The following is a 17,599-nucleotide window of genomic DNA, read 5'->3' as shown; positions in this document are numbered from 1 at the left end:
CCGGAAGCTAAGCCCGACAGCGCTGATGGTACTGCACCCGGGAGGGTGTGGGAGAGTAAGTCACCGCCGACCTAAAACTACAAACACCGCACAAGGGCGGGGGAGAAGACACACCACACCAGGTGATGCTTCACCCCCGCCCTTCGGCATGCCCAGACATTGCCCGCACCAACAATTATATTATGTCATTGCAACATCATTAGGTTACACAAGATAATTCTAGTAACATTCGTGGGTGTAAGAATACGTTTTTCGCCGGCTGGCGGGCTGTTATGGCTCGACGCTGGTTCCTCATACAAAGGTTAATTTATGGCACACAGCAGAACCCTCGCCGCAGTCCTCGCGGCCGTCGGAATCGCTTTCGCCGGGGTGCAGCCCGCCCAGGCCGAGGTCCAGGTTCCCTCCATCGATATGGCGGAGCCGGGTGGAGTGAGCGTCGATACGCTGCTCGACTGGGCGAGTAGCCAGTCCGAGGATGTACAGCAGGCTATCGCGGCGGTCATGGAGGAGGCCGAGGATACTGACCTCGCGGCGCTGTCCTCCGAAGTGCCCCAGGCCTTCACGGACACCAAGGCTGTGCAGCGCGGGGACTCCACCAAGAAGAGCAAGTTCTACTATCCCGCCCCGGTCCTCGGCTGCGGTATCGGGGATCTGCCGGTGACCGGTGCACTGGCCACAGTGCAACCCGGCCCCAACTACGGCTCCGGTCCGCTGCTGGGCAAGCGCAATCTTGCGGATCCCTATATCCCCGCCGGGTACGCCTACTTCCATGTGTTCACCGCGGATGAGCGTCTCGCACCGTCGGTGAAGGGCACGGACATGAAGGTGGCGTGGCTGAACCTGAAGACCATGAAGGGCGGCGTCAACGACCTCGATGAAAGCTTCCTCGGAGCGAATGTACACGCCCAGACCTCGGCGCTGGTGAACACCGGCTCCGGTCCCGTGATTGCCGCCATCGCCGGCACCGTGGCCTATGGCGACGATAGCTGCACGGTACTGCCGACCGTGGGCTCGACCACCGTCTCTTAATCTGTCCTGACAGAGAGAGCACAAGGGGCCGGATGCGATCGCGTCCGGCCCCTGATCGATGTTGTGGCGCTAGTCCGTGATCGCCTCGAGTGGGCGCGTCCGCGCGGCCGTCGCCGCCGGCCAGAGCGCAGCGAGCACGCCCACCAGCATGGAGCCGGCGAGCATGATCCCGACGGTGCCCCAGGGGATGACGATCGCCGTAAGCCCGGTGTCTTTCAGATTCTCGAGGAAGGCGCAGCCCACGGCGATGCCGACAACGGCACCGACGACGGCGCCATAGAGGGCGATCACTGCGGATTCCAGATAGAACATGATGCGCACCTGTCGGCGCTGCATGCCGACTGCCCGTAGCATGCCGATCTCTTGGCGGCGCTCGATCACCGAGAGCGCGAGGGTATTCACGATGCCCAGAATGGCCACGATCACCGCCAGCGCCAGCAGCCCGTAGAGAATGGAGAGCATGCCGCGCACCTCGCTGGCGGCTTGCCCCTTCACCTCATCGGGATCCTTGACCGAGGTCACCAGATCCCTATCGACCTCCTTGTCCAGGGCCGCCCGCACCTGGGCGGGGCTAAAGCCCGCCGCGGCGTGCACATAGATCTCTTGGGGCACCAGGCCCGTCTGATCGATGAGCTCTGCGGCGCTGGCTCGGGAGAGAACACCGCCGTACAAGGTGGAGGAATCCACTAGGGCCGTCACCGGCACCTCCACGTAGCTGTCTTGGCCGCGGATACTCACCCGCGCCATCTCACCCAGCCCCACCTGCACGTAGTCCGCAGCGGTCTCGCTGAGGATAAGGCCTGGGGCGTCAAGGTCGATCTCGCCGCCCACCGCGGTGAATTTCACGCTATCGAGCATGGAATTATCGGCCACTGGGGTGGTGGGCGGCCCGAAGTCATTGCCCATGGACACGTCATTGACCATGAAGGGGCCGGCGGAGACCACCGATATGGAGTCCACCTCGGGCAGGGCGGCGACGCGCTCCGCGGTGTCTTCCGGCATGCTTATTCCGGCGCCGCGTTCGCCGGTGAGCACAAAGTCGGCGGTGATGGAATCGTCCACGATGTCCTCGGTGGAGCGCTGCATAGAGGCAGCCAGCATGCCGATAGATGAGACCATGATCAGCCCGAGGGTGAGGGAGAAGGCGGTGGCCGCAGTGCGGTGCGGGTTGCGCTGCGAGTTGGTGGCCGCCAATCTGCCCACCGTGCGGAAGGGAGCGCCGAGGATCCGGCCCAATCCACCCACCAGGGGAATGGATAGCGCCGGCCCGGCCAGCCATAGTCCCAGCACCAGCGCCAGGGTTCCGGCACCCACCAAGGACAGCGGTATGCGCAGGGCCTCGGTGTCGATGAGAACCGAGACGATGCACAGCACAGCGCCACTCAGTAGCGCCGCGGCGCCGGCCAGGGTGCGCCACTTCAAGGAGGCGCGGGTGGGCGGCTGCGGCCGCATGGCTTGGACGGGGTGAATGGACCCGGCTTTGCGCGCCGGCGCCCATGCCGAGAGCACAGTGACCACCAGGCCCACGATCACCGGAGCGATGATGGTGGTGGGGGTGAGCGATACGCCAGCATCGGGCAGGCCCGCGTCGGAGCGATTGAGCAGCCAGGTGATCAGCCGCACGAGCCCCACGCCGGCGAGAACGCCAAGCAGAGAGCCCACCAGTCCGACCACCACGGATTCCGCCACCACGGATCGGGTGATCTGCGTGGCGGAGGCGCCCAAGGCCCGCAGCAGCGCGTATTCACGGTTGCGCTGGGCCACCAGCATGGCGAAGGTATTGGAGATGATGAAAGTGCTCACCAGCAGCGCGATGCCGGCGAATGCCCACAGGAAGTAGGTGACGAAGGAGAGGGCCGACTCGATACGTTCATTGGCTTGGTCTACGAGGTGCTGCCCGGTGCTGACCATGAAGTTCGGCAGGGCGTCGGCAAGCTCGGATTGCACGCTCTCGGCGGCGTCCGGGTCCTGCAGTGTCAGCGCGGCGAGCTGGGCATGCTCCCCATCGGTGAAGTGGGCGCGATAGTCCTGCTCCCGCAGCGCAATGGAGAGCCAGCCCGCCTGGTCGGAGGGGGCCTCGTAGATGCCGGTGACCTCTGCGTCGAGGCGGGTATCGGGGACCAGTACGGTCACGTGATCGCCGATGGAGATGCCGCCGCGCTCAGCGGCATTGCTGTTGATGGCGATCTGTCCCGCCGCGCTGGGCCGTGCGCCCTCGACGATAGTGCCCTGGCTGGGGATGTCCTCGCCGTGGAGAGTCTCCGGTGGCACGAGGGCAATGGCCTGGGTGGGAACCGCTCCGCTCTGGATGCGGGCGCCGTTGGGGTCGGTGAGGATCACGCTGGAGTCGCGACCCTGGATGGACACGGCGCGCACATCCGGGCGGGCGCGCAGCTCATCCACCTCCGCGAAGGGGATTCCCTGCGGCGAGCGTTCGGTGCCGGCGACCACCACGTCAATATCGTCGAAGGCGGTGGTCAGCGCCGAGTTCAGGGAGGAGGACAGGGTCGAGGTGAACATGGAGGAGCCGGCCACGAAGGCGGTGCCGAGTACCACGGCGAGCACCGTCAGCAGCAGCCGGAGCTTATGCGCGGCCACCGAACGCAGCGAGATCGTGCGCATGCGCGGCGGCGTCATGGTCGGTGTCGCCATCTACCGGCCCTCGATCCCGGCCATGATGGACATGATCTTCTCGGTGGTGGGCTCGGTGATGTCATCGCGGATGCTGCCATCGGCGAGGAAGATCACCCGGTCCGCATAGGCGGCCGCCGCCGAGTCGTGGGTGACGATCACCACGGTCTGGTTGAGCTCGTCCACCGCCGCCCGCAGAATCCGCAGCACCTCGGTGGAGGAGTTGGAATCGAGGTTGCCGGTGGGTTCATCGCCAAAGATGATATCTGGCCGCGACACTAGGGCGCGGGCGACGGCCACGCGCTGTTGCTGCCCGCCGGAGAGCTCGGAGGGCTGGTGGCGCAGTCGATCCTTCAGCCCGAGCCGCTCGGTGACCTCGGTGAACCATGCTTCATCGACGCGCTGCCCAGCGATGCCCACCGGCAGGGTGATGTTCTCCGCCGCGGAGAGCGTGGGCACCAGGTTGAAGGACTGGAACACAAACCCTAGGCGGTCGCGTCGTAGATTCGTGAGGGCGGCGTCGTTAAGCTGCGAAAGCTCGGTCTCCCCGATATAGGTCTCGCCGCTGCTCGGGGCGTCGAGCCCAGCCATGCAGTGCATGAGCGTGGATTTTCCGGACCCAGAGGGGCCCATGATCGCGGTGAAGCGGCCGCGCTCGAATTCCACGGTGACATGGTTCAGCGCCACCACCTGGGCGCTGCCCTCGCCATAGGATTTGTATAGATTCACGGCGCGGGCCGCGGGGATGGTGGGCATGGGGTCCTCGCTCTCTACCGGGGTCAATGGATCGTCATTCACGGCGCTTATCGACGCTCACTCGCGGAATATCCCGCCGTACTGGTGCTAAATCTACGCTGCTGGCCGGTGAAGGGATCGGTGAACGCCAGATGGGTGGAGCACAGCTGCAGGGGAGTGGCGTAGTTCTCGGGCTCATCGGCTGCGACCGTGGGATAGAAGGGATCGCCAAGGATCGGCGCCCCGGCCGCGGTCATGTGCAGGCGCAGCTGGTGGGTGCGGCCGGTGTGGGGGTGCAGCTCATAGCGGGCCAGGGGTGGCTGGGGGCCATAGTCGGCTTCGAGGCGCTGCTGCTCGGCGGCGCTGAGCGGGGTCACGGCCAGCACCTCGGTGATCGCGTTGATCGCCGCGCCGGGCAGCTCCGCGGCCTGGATCTCACCTGGGGTTTTGTGGATATGGGAGCGCCACACCGTGCCAGGGGTGATCTCCGCGTGCAGCGGCGCGATGGCCGTGTAGCGCTTGTCCACGGCCCGCTCGGCGAAGAGTCGCTGGTAGGCGCCGCGCACCTCGGGACGGGTGGTGAACATGAGGATTCCCGAGGTGAGCCGGTCGAGGCGGTGGGCCGGCACCACATCCATATTGCCGGTGCGACGACGCAGCCGCACCGTGGCGGTTTCGGTGATGTGGCGCCCGCGCGGCATGGTGGAAAGAAACGCCGGTTTGTGCACCACCAGCAGGTTCTCGTCGTGGTGCAGGATAGGGCAGTCGAAGGGGATGGGCGGCTCCGGGGCGGGGATGCGATAGAACCACAGATCGGCGCCCACGCTCACCATGTCCTGCGGGGCGTAGGCGCGGCCGGTGGGGGAGACCACTTCGCCGCGGCGGAAGCGGGCGAGTATGGCCGCTTCATCGTCCTCGGGGTGGCGGTGGCGCTGGTTGAACACCACATCGGTGAGGAACTCGAGGGCGCTCACCGCCCCGCGCGGGGTGTCCGGCAGGCGGACGCGGGACGGGGAGAGGCCATTCTTGACGGGCAGAGGGGGTTCGCGGCGGCGCCGCCCAGAGGAGGAAGTCATCGTAGTGTTCAGCGTATCTAAAAACCGTGCTGTTACGTACGTGTCCATGTTGTTTATTACCATGAGTGAGACAGTGCCGCCGCGTTGTGCGCTGGCCGAGCGAACTCCACGCTGAAGAAGAAGCGGAAAGAAGATACTGTGGCGAAGTTTTTGTATCACCTCGGCAAACTGTGTTTTCGGTTGAAGTGGATCGTGGTTCTGCTGTGGGTGGGCATTCTAGCGGCCGTCGGCGTGAGCGCCGTGGCCTTCCAAGACGGCTTCGATGATGCCTTCTCCATCCCCGATATGCCCTCCAGTGAGGCGGGGCAGATGATGGAGCACAACTTCGAAGGCGGCGTCTCCCCTGGCTTCGCCACCGATGTGGACCTGGTGTTCCAGGCCCCGCCGGGCGAAAAGCTGGCGGATCCGAAGAATCACGAGGCCATCCAGAAGGTGATTGACTCCCTGCGCGCGGATCTGCCCGAAGCCGCCGAGGAGCGCACCTTCGGCAACCCCGTGGATGTTAATCCCAAGCTCATCGAGGGCGTGGTGGAGCAATCCGTGGAGAAGGGCCTGCCCCGCGAACTCGCGGAAACCAATGCCTACTTCCTCCGCGTGCTCAGCGATGATGGCACCATCGGCACCACCCGCTTCGCCTTCGATGCCCCCGCGCCGGGGGATGTGAACCAGGAGCAGCGCGATGCGGTGAATAAGGCCATCGAGCTCGGCCGCGAGGCGGGGATCACCGTGGAAGCGGGCGGCCCGGGCTTCGCCGAGCCCATTGAGGTGCAGTCCAAGTCCGAGATGATCGGTCTCGGGGTGGCGCTGATCGTGCTGCTGTTTACCTTCGGCTCCGTGGTGGCCGCCGGCATGCCGCTGATTACCGCGGTGATCGGCGTGGGCATTGGCGCGCTCGGCATTGTGCTGGGTACTGCCGTGGTGGATCTGAATAACATCACGCCCGTGCTGGCGCTCATGCTCGGCCTGGCCGTGGGCATCGATTATGCCCTCTTTATTCTTTCTCGCTATCGCGCCGAGTTGGATGAGAAGGGCGAGGAGCAATCCCTGGAGGAGTCCGCGGGCATGGCCCTAGGCACGGCCGGTTCGGCGGTGGTCTTTGCCGGTCTGACCGTGATTATCGCCCTGGCGGCGCTCACCCTGGCGAAGATTCCCTTCCTTTCCTGGATGGGTATTGCCGCCGCGGCGACGGTGTTTGTGGCGGTGCTGATCGCCCTTACCTTCATCCCCGCCCTGCTGGGCGTGCTCAAGGGGCGCGTATTTGGGTTGAAGATCCCCGGGCTGCGCTCCACCAAGCGCGAGGCAGGCCCCTCCTATCAGCGCAGCTCCGGGCTGGCCTATCGCTATATCACGAAGGTGCAGCGCTATCCGGCGCTGGTGCTGGCGGCGGTGACCATCGGCCTGAGCGCTTTGAGTATTCCCGTCACGCACCTCGATCTGGCGCTGCCCTCGGACTCGGTGGCCGAGCGCGATACCACCCAGCGCAAGTCGGCCGAGCTCTTGGCGGAAGGCTTCGGCGAGGGCAAAAACGCCCCCTTCCTCGTGGTCATGGATGTCAGCGATATGAACACCCAGGCCGCGGCGCTGAGCTCCTATCGTGCCGCCGCCGGGATCCCGGAGGATGCCGGGGTGGAGCAGCTGGCCCCGCTGACCTATCAGATGGCGGCGGAGAAATTTAATGCCAACGCCGATGTGGCCCACGCCCAAGTGGTGCGGGTGAATAAGGCCGGCACCTCCGCCCAGATTCTGGTGACCCCGCGGCTGGGCCCCAATGATCCGCTCTCCACCGAGCTGCTGCACGCACTGCGCGCCCAGGCCGATGACCTGCGCCGCAGCCTCGGCATCGAGATCGGCATTACCGGCCTGACCGCCGTGCAGCAGGATGTGACCACCAAGCTCGACCACGCCATGCCCATCTATCTCTCCGTGGTGGTGGGCCTGGCTATCGTCTTGTTGCTCATGGTCTTCCGCTCGCTCATGGTGCCGCTGGTCGCTGGTCTCGGCTTCCTGCTCAGCGTCGGCGCCGCATTCGGCACCACCATCCTCTTCTGGCAGCAGGGGCTATGGGGCATCGTGGACACACCCGGGCCGATCATTTCCTTCATGCCGATCTTCCTCATCGGCGTCACCTTCGGCCTCGCGATGGACTATCAGGTCTTCCTCGTCACCCGCATGCGGGAACGCTATATCGAATTGCAGAAACACCCCGAGGAGAACACCACCCCCTTCAGCCTGGTGGATGCGTCCACCGTCCAGGGCTTCCTGCTGGGCTCGCGCGTGGTCACCGCCGCCGCGCTGATTATGATGGCGGTCTTTTTCGCCAATATCACCCAGCCGCTGCCCTTTGTGAAGATCTTCGGTTTCGCCCTCGGCGTCGCTGTGCTTGTCGACGCTTTCCTCATCCGCATGGCCCTCGTGCCCGCCACCATGTTCCTTTTGGGCCGGGCGACCTGGTGGATGCCGCGCTGGCTCGATCGCATCCTGCCCTCGCTGGATGTGGAAGGAACTAGCCTAGAAAAAGAGATGGAATCGACGGCGAGTGGGCGTCGATAAGCAGGAAAAGAGCTATAGCCATGAACTACTTTGATGTCACCAATCGCCTCGAGGGCCAGCACGGTCGCGCCGGGGTGATTCACACCCCGCACGGCGATATTGCCACGCCCGCGTTCATTCCGGTGGCCACGAAAGCCACCGTGAAAACCCTCACCCCGGAGCAGATTCGGCTCAGCGGGGCGCAGGCGATTCTCTCCAACGCCTATCACCTCTACCTGCAGCCCGGCCCCGATATTGTGGACGAGGCCGGCGGGGTGGCCGCCTTCGAGAACTGGCACGGGCCCACCTATACCGACTCCGGCGGATTCCAAGTGATGAGCCTCGGCGTGGGATTTAAAAAGGTGCTGGCCATGGACACCTCCGGGCTCGATGCGGGGGATATTCGCGCCCGGAAGAAGGACCGCATGGCGCTGGTGGATGAGGACGGCGTGGATTTCCGTTCCATCATCGACGGCTCGAAGCACCGCTTCACCCCCGAGGTGTCCATGCAGATCCAGCACCAGCTGGGCGCGGACATCATGTTCGCCTTCGATGAGCTCACCACCCTAGTGGATACCCGCGAGTATCAGGAGCAGTCGGTGGCGCGTACCCACCGCTGGGCGCAGCGCTGCCTGCTCGAGCACGAGCGGCTCTCCGAGGAGCGCCAGCACCGGCCGGAGCAGTCGCTCTGGGGCGTGGTGCAGGGAGCCCAATATGAGGACCTGCGGCGCCAGGCCGCCCGGGGGCTGGTGCAGCTCTCGAATGAGCAGGAAGAACAGGGCCAGCGCGGCTTCGGCGGCTATGGCATTGGTGGGGCGCTGGAGAAGGAGAATCTGGGCACCATCGTCGGCTGGGTATGCGATGAGCTGCCGGAGGATCGTCCCCGCCACCTCTTGGGTATTTCCGAGCCGGACGATATCTTCACCGCCGTGGAGTCTGGGGCCGATACCTTCGATTGCGTGGCGCCGACGCGGCTGGGGCGGCGCGGCGGGGTCTATACCCTCGATGGCCGGATGAATCTGGCCGCCGCCCGCTTCAAGCGCGACTTCAGCGGCATCGACGAGGAGCTCGGTGGCTATGTGAGCGAGAACTACTCCCGCGCCTATATCCACCATCTGCTCAAGGCCAAGGAGTTTTTGGCCGGCACCCTCTGCACCATGCACAACCTCTACTTCATGGTGGGGCTGGTGGATCGTATCCGGGCGTCGCTGGAGGGCGGCTACTACTACGAGTTCCGGGATGAGTTCATGGGGCGCTACTACGCAGCTAAGCGCTAGGAGCTGCGCGCGGGGGAATCCTGGGTGGCGGTGGCGGCGATAATGTCCTGCCTAGCACGCGCCACCCGGGAGCGGATGGTGCCGACGCGGCAGCCGGCGATCTTGGCTGCCTCTTCGTATTTATAGCCCAGTACCTGGGTGAGGATGAGGGCCTCGCGGCGGTCCGGGGGGAGTTTTTCAATCACCATCCGCGCATCGATCCACTCGGGTAGGGCGGCCGGGGTGGTGGAGCGGGGGACGTCATCGATTTCGGTGATGGATTTGCGGGGGCGCGCCATATCGTGGCGCACGCTATCGACCCAGACGCGGCGGGCGAGGGAAAGCAGCCAGGTGCGGGCGCTGGACTTGGCGGCGAACTTCGGCAGCGCCTTCATCACGCGAAGATAGGTTTCCTGGGTGAGGTCATCGGCGTGATCGCGGCCGGCGAGATGGGCGAGCAGGCGCCAGACATCTGCTTGGGTGGCCTGAATGAACTCCGTGAGGGCGGCTTTGTTGCCGCGCCCAGCGGCGAGTGCGAGTTCGGTGACGTGCTCGTCATCGCGCTCGGGGTTCCCTGCGCCGGCGGGTGCTCTCATACCTGATGATCCTAGCAAAACGGATCGCGAACTAAGGCTTGCCTTCGGTAATACCTATGGGTTAGGCGATGATTAATTGGAATTTTAGATACAACGGGTATACTTATTAAGCAGTAGCCATCAATTAGATGGCGCCTATAAAAATTCCTTTGAGGAGGACCCATGGCTGAACAGCACAATTCTGACCTAGATGCCATCGTCAACGGCGGTGCCCGCACCCCCGGTGGCGAGCAGACCACCCGCCTGAATGGCGCCCCTGTGAGCAGTGAAAACCACTCCGTCACGCAGGGCCGGCAGGGCAGCGTCGACCTGCGCGACGTGCACCTGCTGGAGAAGCTGGCCCACTTCAACCGTGAGCGCGTGCCCGAGCGCGTGGTGCACGCCAAGGGCTCCGGTGCCTTCGGCGAGCTGCACATCACCGAGGATGTGTCCCGCTATACCTGCGCCGATCTCTTCCAGCCGGGGCGCGTCACCCCGATGCTGGCGCGTTTTTCCACCGTGGCCGGCGAGCAGGGCTCCCCGGACGGCTGGCGCGATGTGCGCGGCTTCGCCCTGAAGTTCTACACCCAGGAGGGCAACTATGACCTCGTGGGCAATAACACCCCGGTGTTCTTCATCCGCGACGGCATAAAGTTCCCGGACTTCATTCACTCCCAGAAGCGCCTGCCCGATACCGGCCTGCGCGATGCCAATATGCAGTGGGACTTCTGGACCCGCACCCCGGAGTCCGCCCACCAGGTGGCCTATCTCATGGGCGATCGCGGTATTCCTACCAACTTCCGCCATATGGACGGCTTCGGCTCCCACACCTACCAGTGGGTGAATGAAGACGGTGAGCGCTTCTGGGTGAAGTACCACTTCAAGACCCAGCAGGGCTGGGAGTTCTGGACCGATGAGGAGGCGGAGGCCGCCGTGGGCGCCAATGCTGATACCTCCCGCGAGGATCTCTTCAACGCCATCGAGCGTGGCGACTACCCGCGCTGGGACGTCAAGGTGCAGATTATGCCCCTCGACGAGGCCGAGGATTATCGCTGGAACCCCTTCGACCTCACCAAGGTGTGGTCCCAGAAGGATTATCCGCTCATCGATGTCGGCTACTTCGAGCTCAACCGCAACCCGAAGAACTTCTTCGCCCAGATCGAGCAGGCCTCCTTCGAGCCCAGCAATCTGGTGCGTGGCATCGGCTTCAGCCCGGACAAGATGCTCATCGCCCGCAGCTTCGCCTATGCCGATGCGGCCCGCTACCGCGTGGGCGCCAATGCCCACCACCTGCCGGTGAACCGCCCGTTGAACGAGGTCAATACCTACGCCAAGGATGGCGCGATGGCCTATGAGTTCAATGATCCTTCCGATCCTGTCTACTCCCCGAACGCCTACGCCAAGGGCGCCGGTACGGACGATGATAAGGAGACCTCCGGTTCCGGCGTGACCGTGGGCGTGGCCGGAGATCTCGGATTGTGGGATGAGACCCACGGCACCGACTTCACCCGCGGCGCCTATGTGCAGCACCCCGAGGATGATGACTTTGCCCAGCCCGGCATGCTCTACCGTGAGGTGCTTGACGACGCCGCCCGCGAGCGCATGGCCGGCAATATTGCCCGCGCCATGGCTGGGGTGAGCGAGCAGGTCGAGCAGCAGGTCTATGAGTACTGGGGCAAGGTGGACCCCCATCTCTCCCAGCGCGTCAAGGAGCTCTTCACCCAGAGCTAAGACCGCGCGCAATGCCCGCCCCTGTGTCTCGGGGGCGGGTTTTTCGCGTCTGGGGTAAATGGTGTTCACCATCGCATAAATCCTAGGAATGTGACGGGTGACTCACTACTGTGTGGCGTATAACACTTTCGCACAGTAGTAAGGAGACTCCCATGAAGACCATCAACCACTACGTCGGTGGCCGCGAATGGGCGGGCAGCTCCACTGCCACCCAGGACGTGATGAACCCCTCCACCGGCACCGTCCAAGCCCAAGTACGGCTGGCCAGCACCGCCGATGTGCAGGAAGCCATCAATAACGCTCGAGTTGCTCAGCCCGAATGGGCCGCGTTGAACCCGCAAAAGCGCATGCGGGTGCTCATGGAATGGATCCGGCTGATCAACGAGCACATGGATGAGCTGGCCACCGCGCTCTCGCTGGAGCATGGCAAAACCTTCGCCGATGCCCAGGGCGATGTCCAACGCGGCCTCGAGGTGGTGGAAGTATCCCTCGGGGCCCCGCACTTCCTCAAAGGCGAGTTCTCCGACTCGGTGGGCACTGGGGTGGACACCTACTCCATGCGCCAGCCGCTCGGCGTGGTCGCCGGGATCACCCCCTTCAACTTCCCCGCCATGATCCCGCTGTGGAAGGCCGGCCCGGCACTCGCGGCCGGAAATGCCTTCATCCTCAAGCCCTCCGAGCGCGACCCCTCCGTGCCCCTGAAACTCGCCGAGCTATTCACCGCCGCAGGCGGGCCGGACGGAGTATTCAACGTGGTGCACGGCGATAAGCAAGCAGTGGACGCCCTCCTCGACTCCGAGGTGATCCAAGCGATCGGCTTTGTCGGCTCCACCCCAATCGCCCAGTACATCTACACCCGCTGCGCCGAGACCGGCAAGCGCGCCCAGTGCTTCGGTGGCGCCAAGAACCACATGCTCATCCTGCCCGACGCCAACCTCGACGAGGTGGCCGACGCCCTGGTGGGCGCCGCCTATGGCTCGGCCGGCGAGCGCTGCATGGCGATCTCCGTGGCCGTGCCCGTGGGCGAGGAGACCGCCACCGCGCTGCGCGCGAAACTGGTGGAACGCATCGAGGGCCTCAAGGTGGGCCACTGCCTCGACCCCGATGCCGACTATGGCCCGCTGGTGGCCGCCTCCGCGGTGGAGCGGGTGCGCTCCTATATTGACGCCGGAGTGGAGGCCGGTGCCGAGCTGGTCGTCGACGGCCGCGAGCGCGGCGCCACCGACAGCAGCTTCCAGGGCGAGGACCTCAGCGGCGGCTACTACCTGGCGCCCACCCTCTTCGACCACGTCACCCCCGAGATGTCGATCTACACCGACGAGATCTTCGGCCCCGTGCTCACCATCGTCCACGCCGAGAGCATCGACGAGGCCCTGCGCCTGGCCACCGAACACGCCTATGGCAACGGCGTGTCCATCTTCACCCGCAACGGCGGCGCCGCCCGCGATATCGCCCAGCGCATCCAGGTGGGCATGGTGGGCATCAACGTCCCCATCCCCGTGCCCATCGCCTATCACACCTTCGGCGGCTGGAAGGCCTCCGGCTTCGGCGACCTCAACCAGCACGGCCCCGACGCCTTCCGCTTCTACACCAAGACCAAAACCGTCACCTCCCGCTGGACGCGTGACGACGCCGCCATCACCCCCCACTCCGGCTCCCACTTCGTGATGCCGGTCGTGGACTAAAGAGAGAAGGAGAGAGCAATGACCACCATCGCTTTCATCGGCCTCGGCAACATGGGCGGGCCCATGGCCAGCAACCTCCACGCCGCCGGCTACACCGTCACCGGCTTCGACGTGGTGGAACCGGCCATCACCGCCGCCCGCTCGGCCGGGATCGACGTCCACGAATCCGCCGCTGCCGCCGCCCACGACGCCAGCATCATCATCACCATGCTCCCCAACGGTGCGCTTGTCGACGCCACCCTCCGCGAGATCATCGCCGAGCACCCCGGCAACGCGCTCTTCATTGATTCCTCCACCATCGGCGTCGACGAAGCCACCAGCAACGCCGCCACCGCCGCCGCGGCCGGGCACCGCTACATCGACGCCCCCGTCTCCGGGGGTGTGGTGGGCGCCCGCGCCGGGAAGCTGGCCTTCATGGTCGGCGGCGAGGTCGAGGCCGTGGAGCAGGCCCGCCCCGTGCTCGAGGTCATGGGGGCATCCCTCACCCACTGCGGCGGCCCCGGCGCCGGCGCGGCCGCCAAGCTATGCAACAACATGATCCTCGGTATCCAGCAGATCGCCATCGCCGAGGGCATGGTGCTCGGCGAAAGACTCGGCCTCAGCCCCCGCGCCTTCTTCGACGTGGTCTCGAACTCCACCGGCAGCTGCTGGGCTCTCACTACTAATTGCCCCGTACCCGATGTGGTCGATAGCGCCCCCGCCAATAGGGACTTCGCCGCCGGCTTCTCCACCAACCTCATCTGCAAAGACCTCGCGCTGGCCATCGACTCCGCCACCCAGACCAGCACCGACACCCAGCTGGGCCGGCACGCCCTCGAGCTATTCACCCAGCTGCAGGACGCGGGGGAAGGAGAGCGGGACTTCTCCGTGGTGATCAACCAGGTGCGTGCGGCGCAGTAGTTAGCGTGGCTGGGGGTGGCCGTCGATAAGCGACTGCAGCTGGGTGGCATAAAAGCCCACCAGCTGCTCGTGGGGAAAGGAGGCAAACTCCACATCCCCGCAGCGGCGCATCAGCGATAAGCCCGTGAGCAGGGACATCGCCGCCTGGGCGCGCAGCCGCGGCGCGGGAAAAGGATGCGGGGCCTCCGCCGCGATGCGGTCAGTGAGCACCTGCAAAATATCGCGCTGAATACGCTCGCCGATCGCCTGCAACGACGCCAAGGAACCATCCGCGATCGTCAACGCCCGCACAATCGAATAAGGCGCAGCCCACGGTGCCGTCAGCGTCTCCTCAATCGCAGTGGCACCCAGCTGGGCAAACGGGCCCGCGAACAGCGCCTGCGCCGACTCCGAAAAATCGAGAGTAGCCGCGAACAGGTTCTCCTTGCTGTGAAAATGCTTCACGATCAGCGCCGGCGACACCTCCGCCACCTGGGCGATCTCCTTCAACGACACCCCCGCGAAAGAGCTCTCCGCAAACAACTCGCGGGCCACCACCAGAATGCGGGTGCGGGCGTTCGCCGAATCAGTGCTCATGCCCCGCATTATAAGTACACCGGCCAGCGCCGGTGCCCAGAAAGGCAGAAAACATGGTACTCGGACTCAGCGGCATCTTCGGCTAGGGGCTGTGGATAGAAAAAGGGGTTATGCACAGGATGGCGTCGATAAGCGTGCAGCGTGATGACAACGCGCGGCGGGTGGGCCACGATGTGAGCCATGACCACCCTGCAGCGCGCCCGCGCCGATCTCGCCGCCGCCCTCGAGGCCGCCGAATCGGTGCTCACTACTGCCAGCGACGCCGAGATCGCCGAGCAGTGGGAGGAGATCGTCGCCATGGATGCGCTCATGGGGCTCAAAGCGCACATCGACGTGCTACTCGCGCACCGGCTCGCCAACGGACTATCCAGCGTGGTCGCCGGAACGGGGAAATCCGTGCGGGTGCTCGAAGAAGACTTCGGCTGGTCCCGCAGCCGCGCCACTACTGTCTCCACCCAGGCGCACCGGCTCTACGGGCCCATGGTGGATGACGCCACCGAGGAAGACGACGAGGTCCGCGCCCGCCGCGCCGAGGCCGCCGAGCTGCGCACCGCCAGTGAACATCTGCTGCGCCAGGCCCTCATCTCCGCAGAAACCCGCACCGTCATCGAAACGAAACTCGCCAAACTCAAAACCGACAACGCCCTGATCCGCGAAACCCTGCGCAATCAGCTCGTCACCTACGCCACCACCCATAGCTACGCCGACGTGCGCGCCGCCGCCATCGAACGCGTCCGCACCCTCAACGCCCGGCTCGGCGCCAACCCCGATCGCGGCCGCCGCAAGCGTTTCTTCCGCATTACCCGCACCGATGAAGACGGCACCTGCTCCATCAACGCGAAACTCCCCGCCGCCGCCATCGCCGACTTCAAAGCCCAACTCGACGCCGAACTCCGGAAACCGCGACCCCACGGCGATACCCGCACCTTCGACCAGCGCAGCGCCGACGCCGCCTGCGCCGTCATGAACCGCGGCGACACCAGCCGGAGCAGCGCCATGGTGTTCAGCTTCTCCGCCAAAGACTTCGACCGCGACGACCTCATCGCCGCCGGCTACACCCTGCCCACCAACACCGGGATCAACCTCACCCTCGACCAGATCGAGGAACTCGGGGCCAACAAATACGGCTTCTACGTCATCCACGACCCCTCCACCGGGATGGCGCTGCGCGTCGGCCGCATGCGTCGCACCGCCACCTTCGCCCAACGGCTCGCCCTCTTCGCCTCCGAAGGGGTGTGCTCCCACCCAGGCTGCTCCACACCGCTGTCGCGATCCGACATCCACCACATCACTGCGTGGGAACACGGCGGCACTACTGACATCGAAAACCTCACCGCGAGATGCCGCACCCACCACACCGACAACGACGACACCCAACGCGACCCGCGAAGACACCACGCCCGCCGCGACCCCCACACCGGAATCGTCGGCACCGCCCGCGGCACCCCGCACCCATCGGTGAACATCAACAACGGCTACGCCGCCTCCCGCTCCGCCGGCAGACGCATCCGCAACCAACCATGGCCGCCCGGGTGCGAACCACCCGCGAGCTAAACCCCTAGTCGCCTCAGCCCCTCCGCGCCCAGAATGCGGTGGGGCTTCAGGTGCGCGCAAAACAACCCCCAAGGATCAGGATTCCTTGGGGGTTGGTGGCGAGAACAGTACTACTGTTCAGACACCTGCGGATCGGGCTCAGCGGCGGAGTCTTCTGCAGGCGCATCGTCCTCCTGCTGGGAGGAACGCTCCTTGGCCAGGCGCACGCGGTCATCCACAGAGACACCGTAGATGGCGCGGGCCAGGTAGAAGCTGGAGACGCTTACTACTGCCAGTAGGAAAGCGATCGAAATGATGGCGCGAACGAGGTTATTGGGGTCAAACCCCTTGGTGGAGAAGTCGTTCACCAGGTTCGCGATAATCAGCAGTGGTAGTGCTACTCCCGTGAGCGGGCTCAAAAGATTCACGCGGGTCAGCGCATCCTTGGCCTCCCAAATGGAACGCACGGTAACCATGGCAATGAATGCGGCCAGGAGCACGAGGGCTCCGACGATAATGTCGCTGATGGTCATGACTACCTCCTGCCTTTCGAAAGGATGCGGGCGAGCGAAACAGTAGTGAGCGCACCCATGATCGAGGCCAGGAGGGCTACCTCATAGGCGATGGATACGGGGTGCGTGAGGGTCCAGATGAGGTAGATGCCCAGCATGCAGTAGAACACCATGTCGGCCAGTAGTGCGCGGGTGCCCGGGTCCTGGGAGCGGATGGCGAGCGACAGCGCGATGGTCAGCGCGATGGTGAAGGTGGCGATGCCGAGGTAGCAGATGATCTCAAGAACGCTCATTTCTTGTCTCCTTTCTGCTGCTGTTGCCGTTTGGCGGCCTCGATACGGGCTTGTTTGACGCGGTCGACGCGCTTTTGCTCTTTGCTTTTGGCGCTGTTTTCGTCGAGTTCCGCGAGCGGGAAGTCGATATCGTTGCGGTAGCCGTCGCCGACGTTGCCGGCATACATCCATGCGCTGTAGTGCAGGGGGGTGTCTGCGACGCGGGGCGCCAGTTTTTCTTCCATGTGCGCCAGGTCGGCGATCACTTCGGCGGGATCGGATCCGTATACGGCCTGCACGAGCAGGATGTAGCCGGATTCGGATTCGGCGCCGTCGATGGTCTCGACGGGCCGGAAGCCCACGGATAGGGTGCCCGGGGTCATGGTGATGGAGGTGGAGAACAGCGTGCGCTCCCATTCACCGGTGACCCGCACGGGATAGTTGACGATGATCGGATCTTGGGTGTTGTTGATGCGAACCGTGTCGATTGCGACTTTGCTTGCCGACGCAATCACTTGGCCAATCAACCAGATGGTGTAGCTAATCCAGTGCATTGTTG

15 protein-coding genes are annotated in these 17,599 nt (G+C 64.8%); 7 read left to right on the top strand and 8 right to left on the bottom strand.

Features of this window, described 5'->3' with window-relative positions; translation table 11 throughout:
• The first annotated feature begins 309 nt into the window (after positions 1-309).
• Positions 310-1,029 carry a hypothetical protein gene (locus KRX12_RS06365; RefSeq protein ID WP_218366094.1) on the top strand — a complete coding sequence of 240 codons (720 nt, stop codon included), beginning with the start codon at positions 310-312 and terminating at the stop codon, positions 1,027-1,029.
• Positions 1,030-1,098: 69 nt separating this feature from the next.
• Here the strand turns inward: KRX12_RS06365 and KRX12_RS06360 are convergent, their stop codons facing one another.
• Genes KRX12_RS06360 through KRX12_RS06350 form a run of 3 tightly spaced genes read right to left on the bottom strand, consistent with a single transcriptional unit; the run spans position 1,099 to position 5,471 of the window.
• Entirely contained in the window at positions 1,099-3,681 is a 2,583-nt protein-coding gene (locus tag KRX12_RS06360) for an ABC transporter permease (protein WP_218364908.1), read from the bottom strand.
• On the bottom strand, positions 3,682-4,416 hold the full coding sequence (locus tag KRX12_RS06355) for an ABC transporter ATP-binding protein (protein WP_151550304.1): 735 nt from the start codon (positions 4,414-4,416) through the stop codon (positions 3,682-3,684). It lies immediately after the preceding gene.
• 47 nt (positions 4,417-4,463) lie between these two features.
• On the bottom strand, positions 4,464-5,471 hold the full coding sequence (locus KRX12_RS06350; RefSeq protein ID WP_218366093.1) for a pseudouridine synthase: 1,008 nt from the start codon (positions 5,469-5,471) through the stop codon (positions 4,464-4,466).
• Positions 5,472-5,609: 138 nt separating this feature from the next.
• Between KRX12_RS06350 and KRX12_RS06345 the strand changes: the two genes are divergently transcribed.
• Both KRX12_RS06345 and tgt read left to right on the top strand, forming a co-directional pair.
• Positions 5,610-8,021, top strand: coding sequence for an MMPL family transporter (locus tag KRX12_RS06345; protein ID WP_218364910.1), 2,412 nt, complete (start codon positions 5,610-5,612; stop codon positions 8,019-8,021).
• Between the two features lie 20 nt (positions 8,022-8,041).
• Complete coding sequence (gene tgt / locus KRX12_RS06340) at positions 8,042-9,277, top strand: tRNA guanosine(34) transglycosylase Tgt (protein WP_218364911.1); 1,236 nt, start codon at positions 8,042-8,044, stop codon at positions 9,275-9,277.
• Here the strand turns inward: tgt and KRX12_RS06335 are convergent.
• Positions 9,274-9,852: an RNA polymerase sigma factor gene (locus tag KRX12_RS06335; protein WP_151529424.1), complete on the bottom strand. Its 579-nt coding sequence runs from the start codon at positions 9,850-9,852 to the stop codon at positions 9,274-9,276. The two genes, tgt and KRX12_RS06335, sit on opposite strands and share 4 nt — an antisense overlap.
• A gap of 162 nt (positions 9,853-10,014) precedes the next feature.
• Here KRX12_RS06335 and KRX12_RS06330 point away from each other — a divergent pair, with 162 nt between their 5' ends.
• The 3 genes from KRX12_RS06330 to mmsB all read left to right on the top strand — a co-directional run bounded on the left by KRX12_RS06330 (position 10,015) and on the right by mmsB (position 14,147).
• Positions 10,015-11,562, top strand: coding sequence for a catalase (locus KRX12_RS06330; protein WP_255550112.1), 1,548 nt, complete (start codon positions 10,015-10,017; stop codon positions 11,560-11,562).
• 152 nt (positions 11,563-11,714) lie between these two features.
• The gene (locus KRX12_RS06325; RefSeq protein WP_218366092.1) at positions 11,715-13,247 is read left to right on the top strand and encodes a CoA-acylating methylmalonate-semialdehyde dehydrogenase; all 1,533 of its coding nucleotides are present in this window, start codon (positions 11,715-11,717) and stop codon (positions 13,245-13,247) included.
• 18 nt (positions 13,248-13,265) lie between these two features.
• Entirely contained in the window at positions 13,266-14,147 is an 882-nt protein-coding gene (gene mmsB, locus KRX12_RS06320; RefSeq protein WP_218366091.1) for a 3-hydroxyisobutyrate dehydrogenase, read from the top strand.
• On the opposite strand, the gene KRX12_RS06315 is transcribed toward mmsB, so the two are convergent.
• Positions 14,148-14,723: a TetR/AcrR family transcriptional regulator gene (locus KRX12_RS06315; protein ID WP_218366090.1), complete on the bottom strand. Its 576-nt coding sequence runs from the start codon at positions 14,721-14,723 to the stop codon at positions 14,148-14,150.
• 180 nt (positions 14,724-14,903) lie between these two features.
• On the opposite strand from KRX12_RS06315, the gene KRX12_RS06310 reads away from it, so the two are divergent.
• A complete protein-coding gene (locus KRX12_RS06310; RefSeq protein WP_218366089.1) occupies positions 14,904-16,277 on the top strand; it encodes an HNH endonuclease signature motif containing protein in 1,374 nt (457 codons plus the stop codon).
• A 110-nt stretch (positions 16,278-16,387) separates the two neighbouring features.
• Here KRX12_RS06310 and KRX12_RS06305 read toward each other — a convergent pair whose 3' ends face one another.
• Genes KRX12_RS06305 through KRX12_RS06295 form a run of 3 tightly spaced genes read right to left on the bottom strand, consistent with a single transcriptional unit; the run spans position 16,388 to position 17,594 of the window.
• Complete coding sequence (locus KRX12_RS06305) at positions 16,388-16,789, bottom strand: Na+/H+ antiporter subunit G (RefSeq protein ID WP_218366088.1); 402 nt, start codon at positions 16,787-16,789, stop codon at positions 16,388-16,390.
• Positions 16,790-16,791: 2 nt separating this feature from the next.
• Positions 16,792-17,061 carry a cation:proton antiporter gene (locus tag KRX12_RS06300; protein WP_218364917.1) on the bottom strand — a complete coding sequence of 90 codons (270 nt, stop codon included), beginning with the start codon at positions 17,059-17,061 and terminating at the stop codon, positions 16,792-16,794.
• Complete coding sequence (locus KRX12_RS06295; protein ID WP_218364918.1) at positions 17,058-17,594, bottom strand: monovalent cation/H+ antiporter subunit E; 537 nt, start codon at positions 17,592-17,594, stop codon at positions 17,058-17,060. Before KRX12_RS06295 ends, KRX12_RS06300 begins: the two co-directional genes overlap by 4 nt.
• Positions 17,595-17,599: the final 5 nt, after the last annotated feature.

The sequence above is a fragment of the Corynebacterium sp. TAE3-ERU2 genome, from assembly GCF_019209955.1.
Lineage (GTDB): Bacteria > Actinomycetota > Actinomycetes > Mycobacteriales > Mycobacteriaceae > Corynebacterium > Corynebacterium megadyptis.
This window is presented reverse-complemented; position numbering and strand designations above follow the sequence as displayed.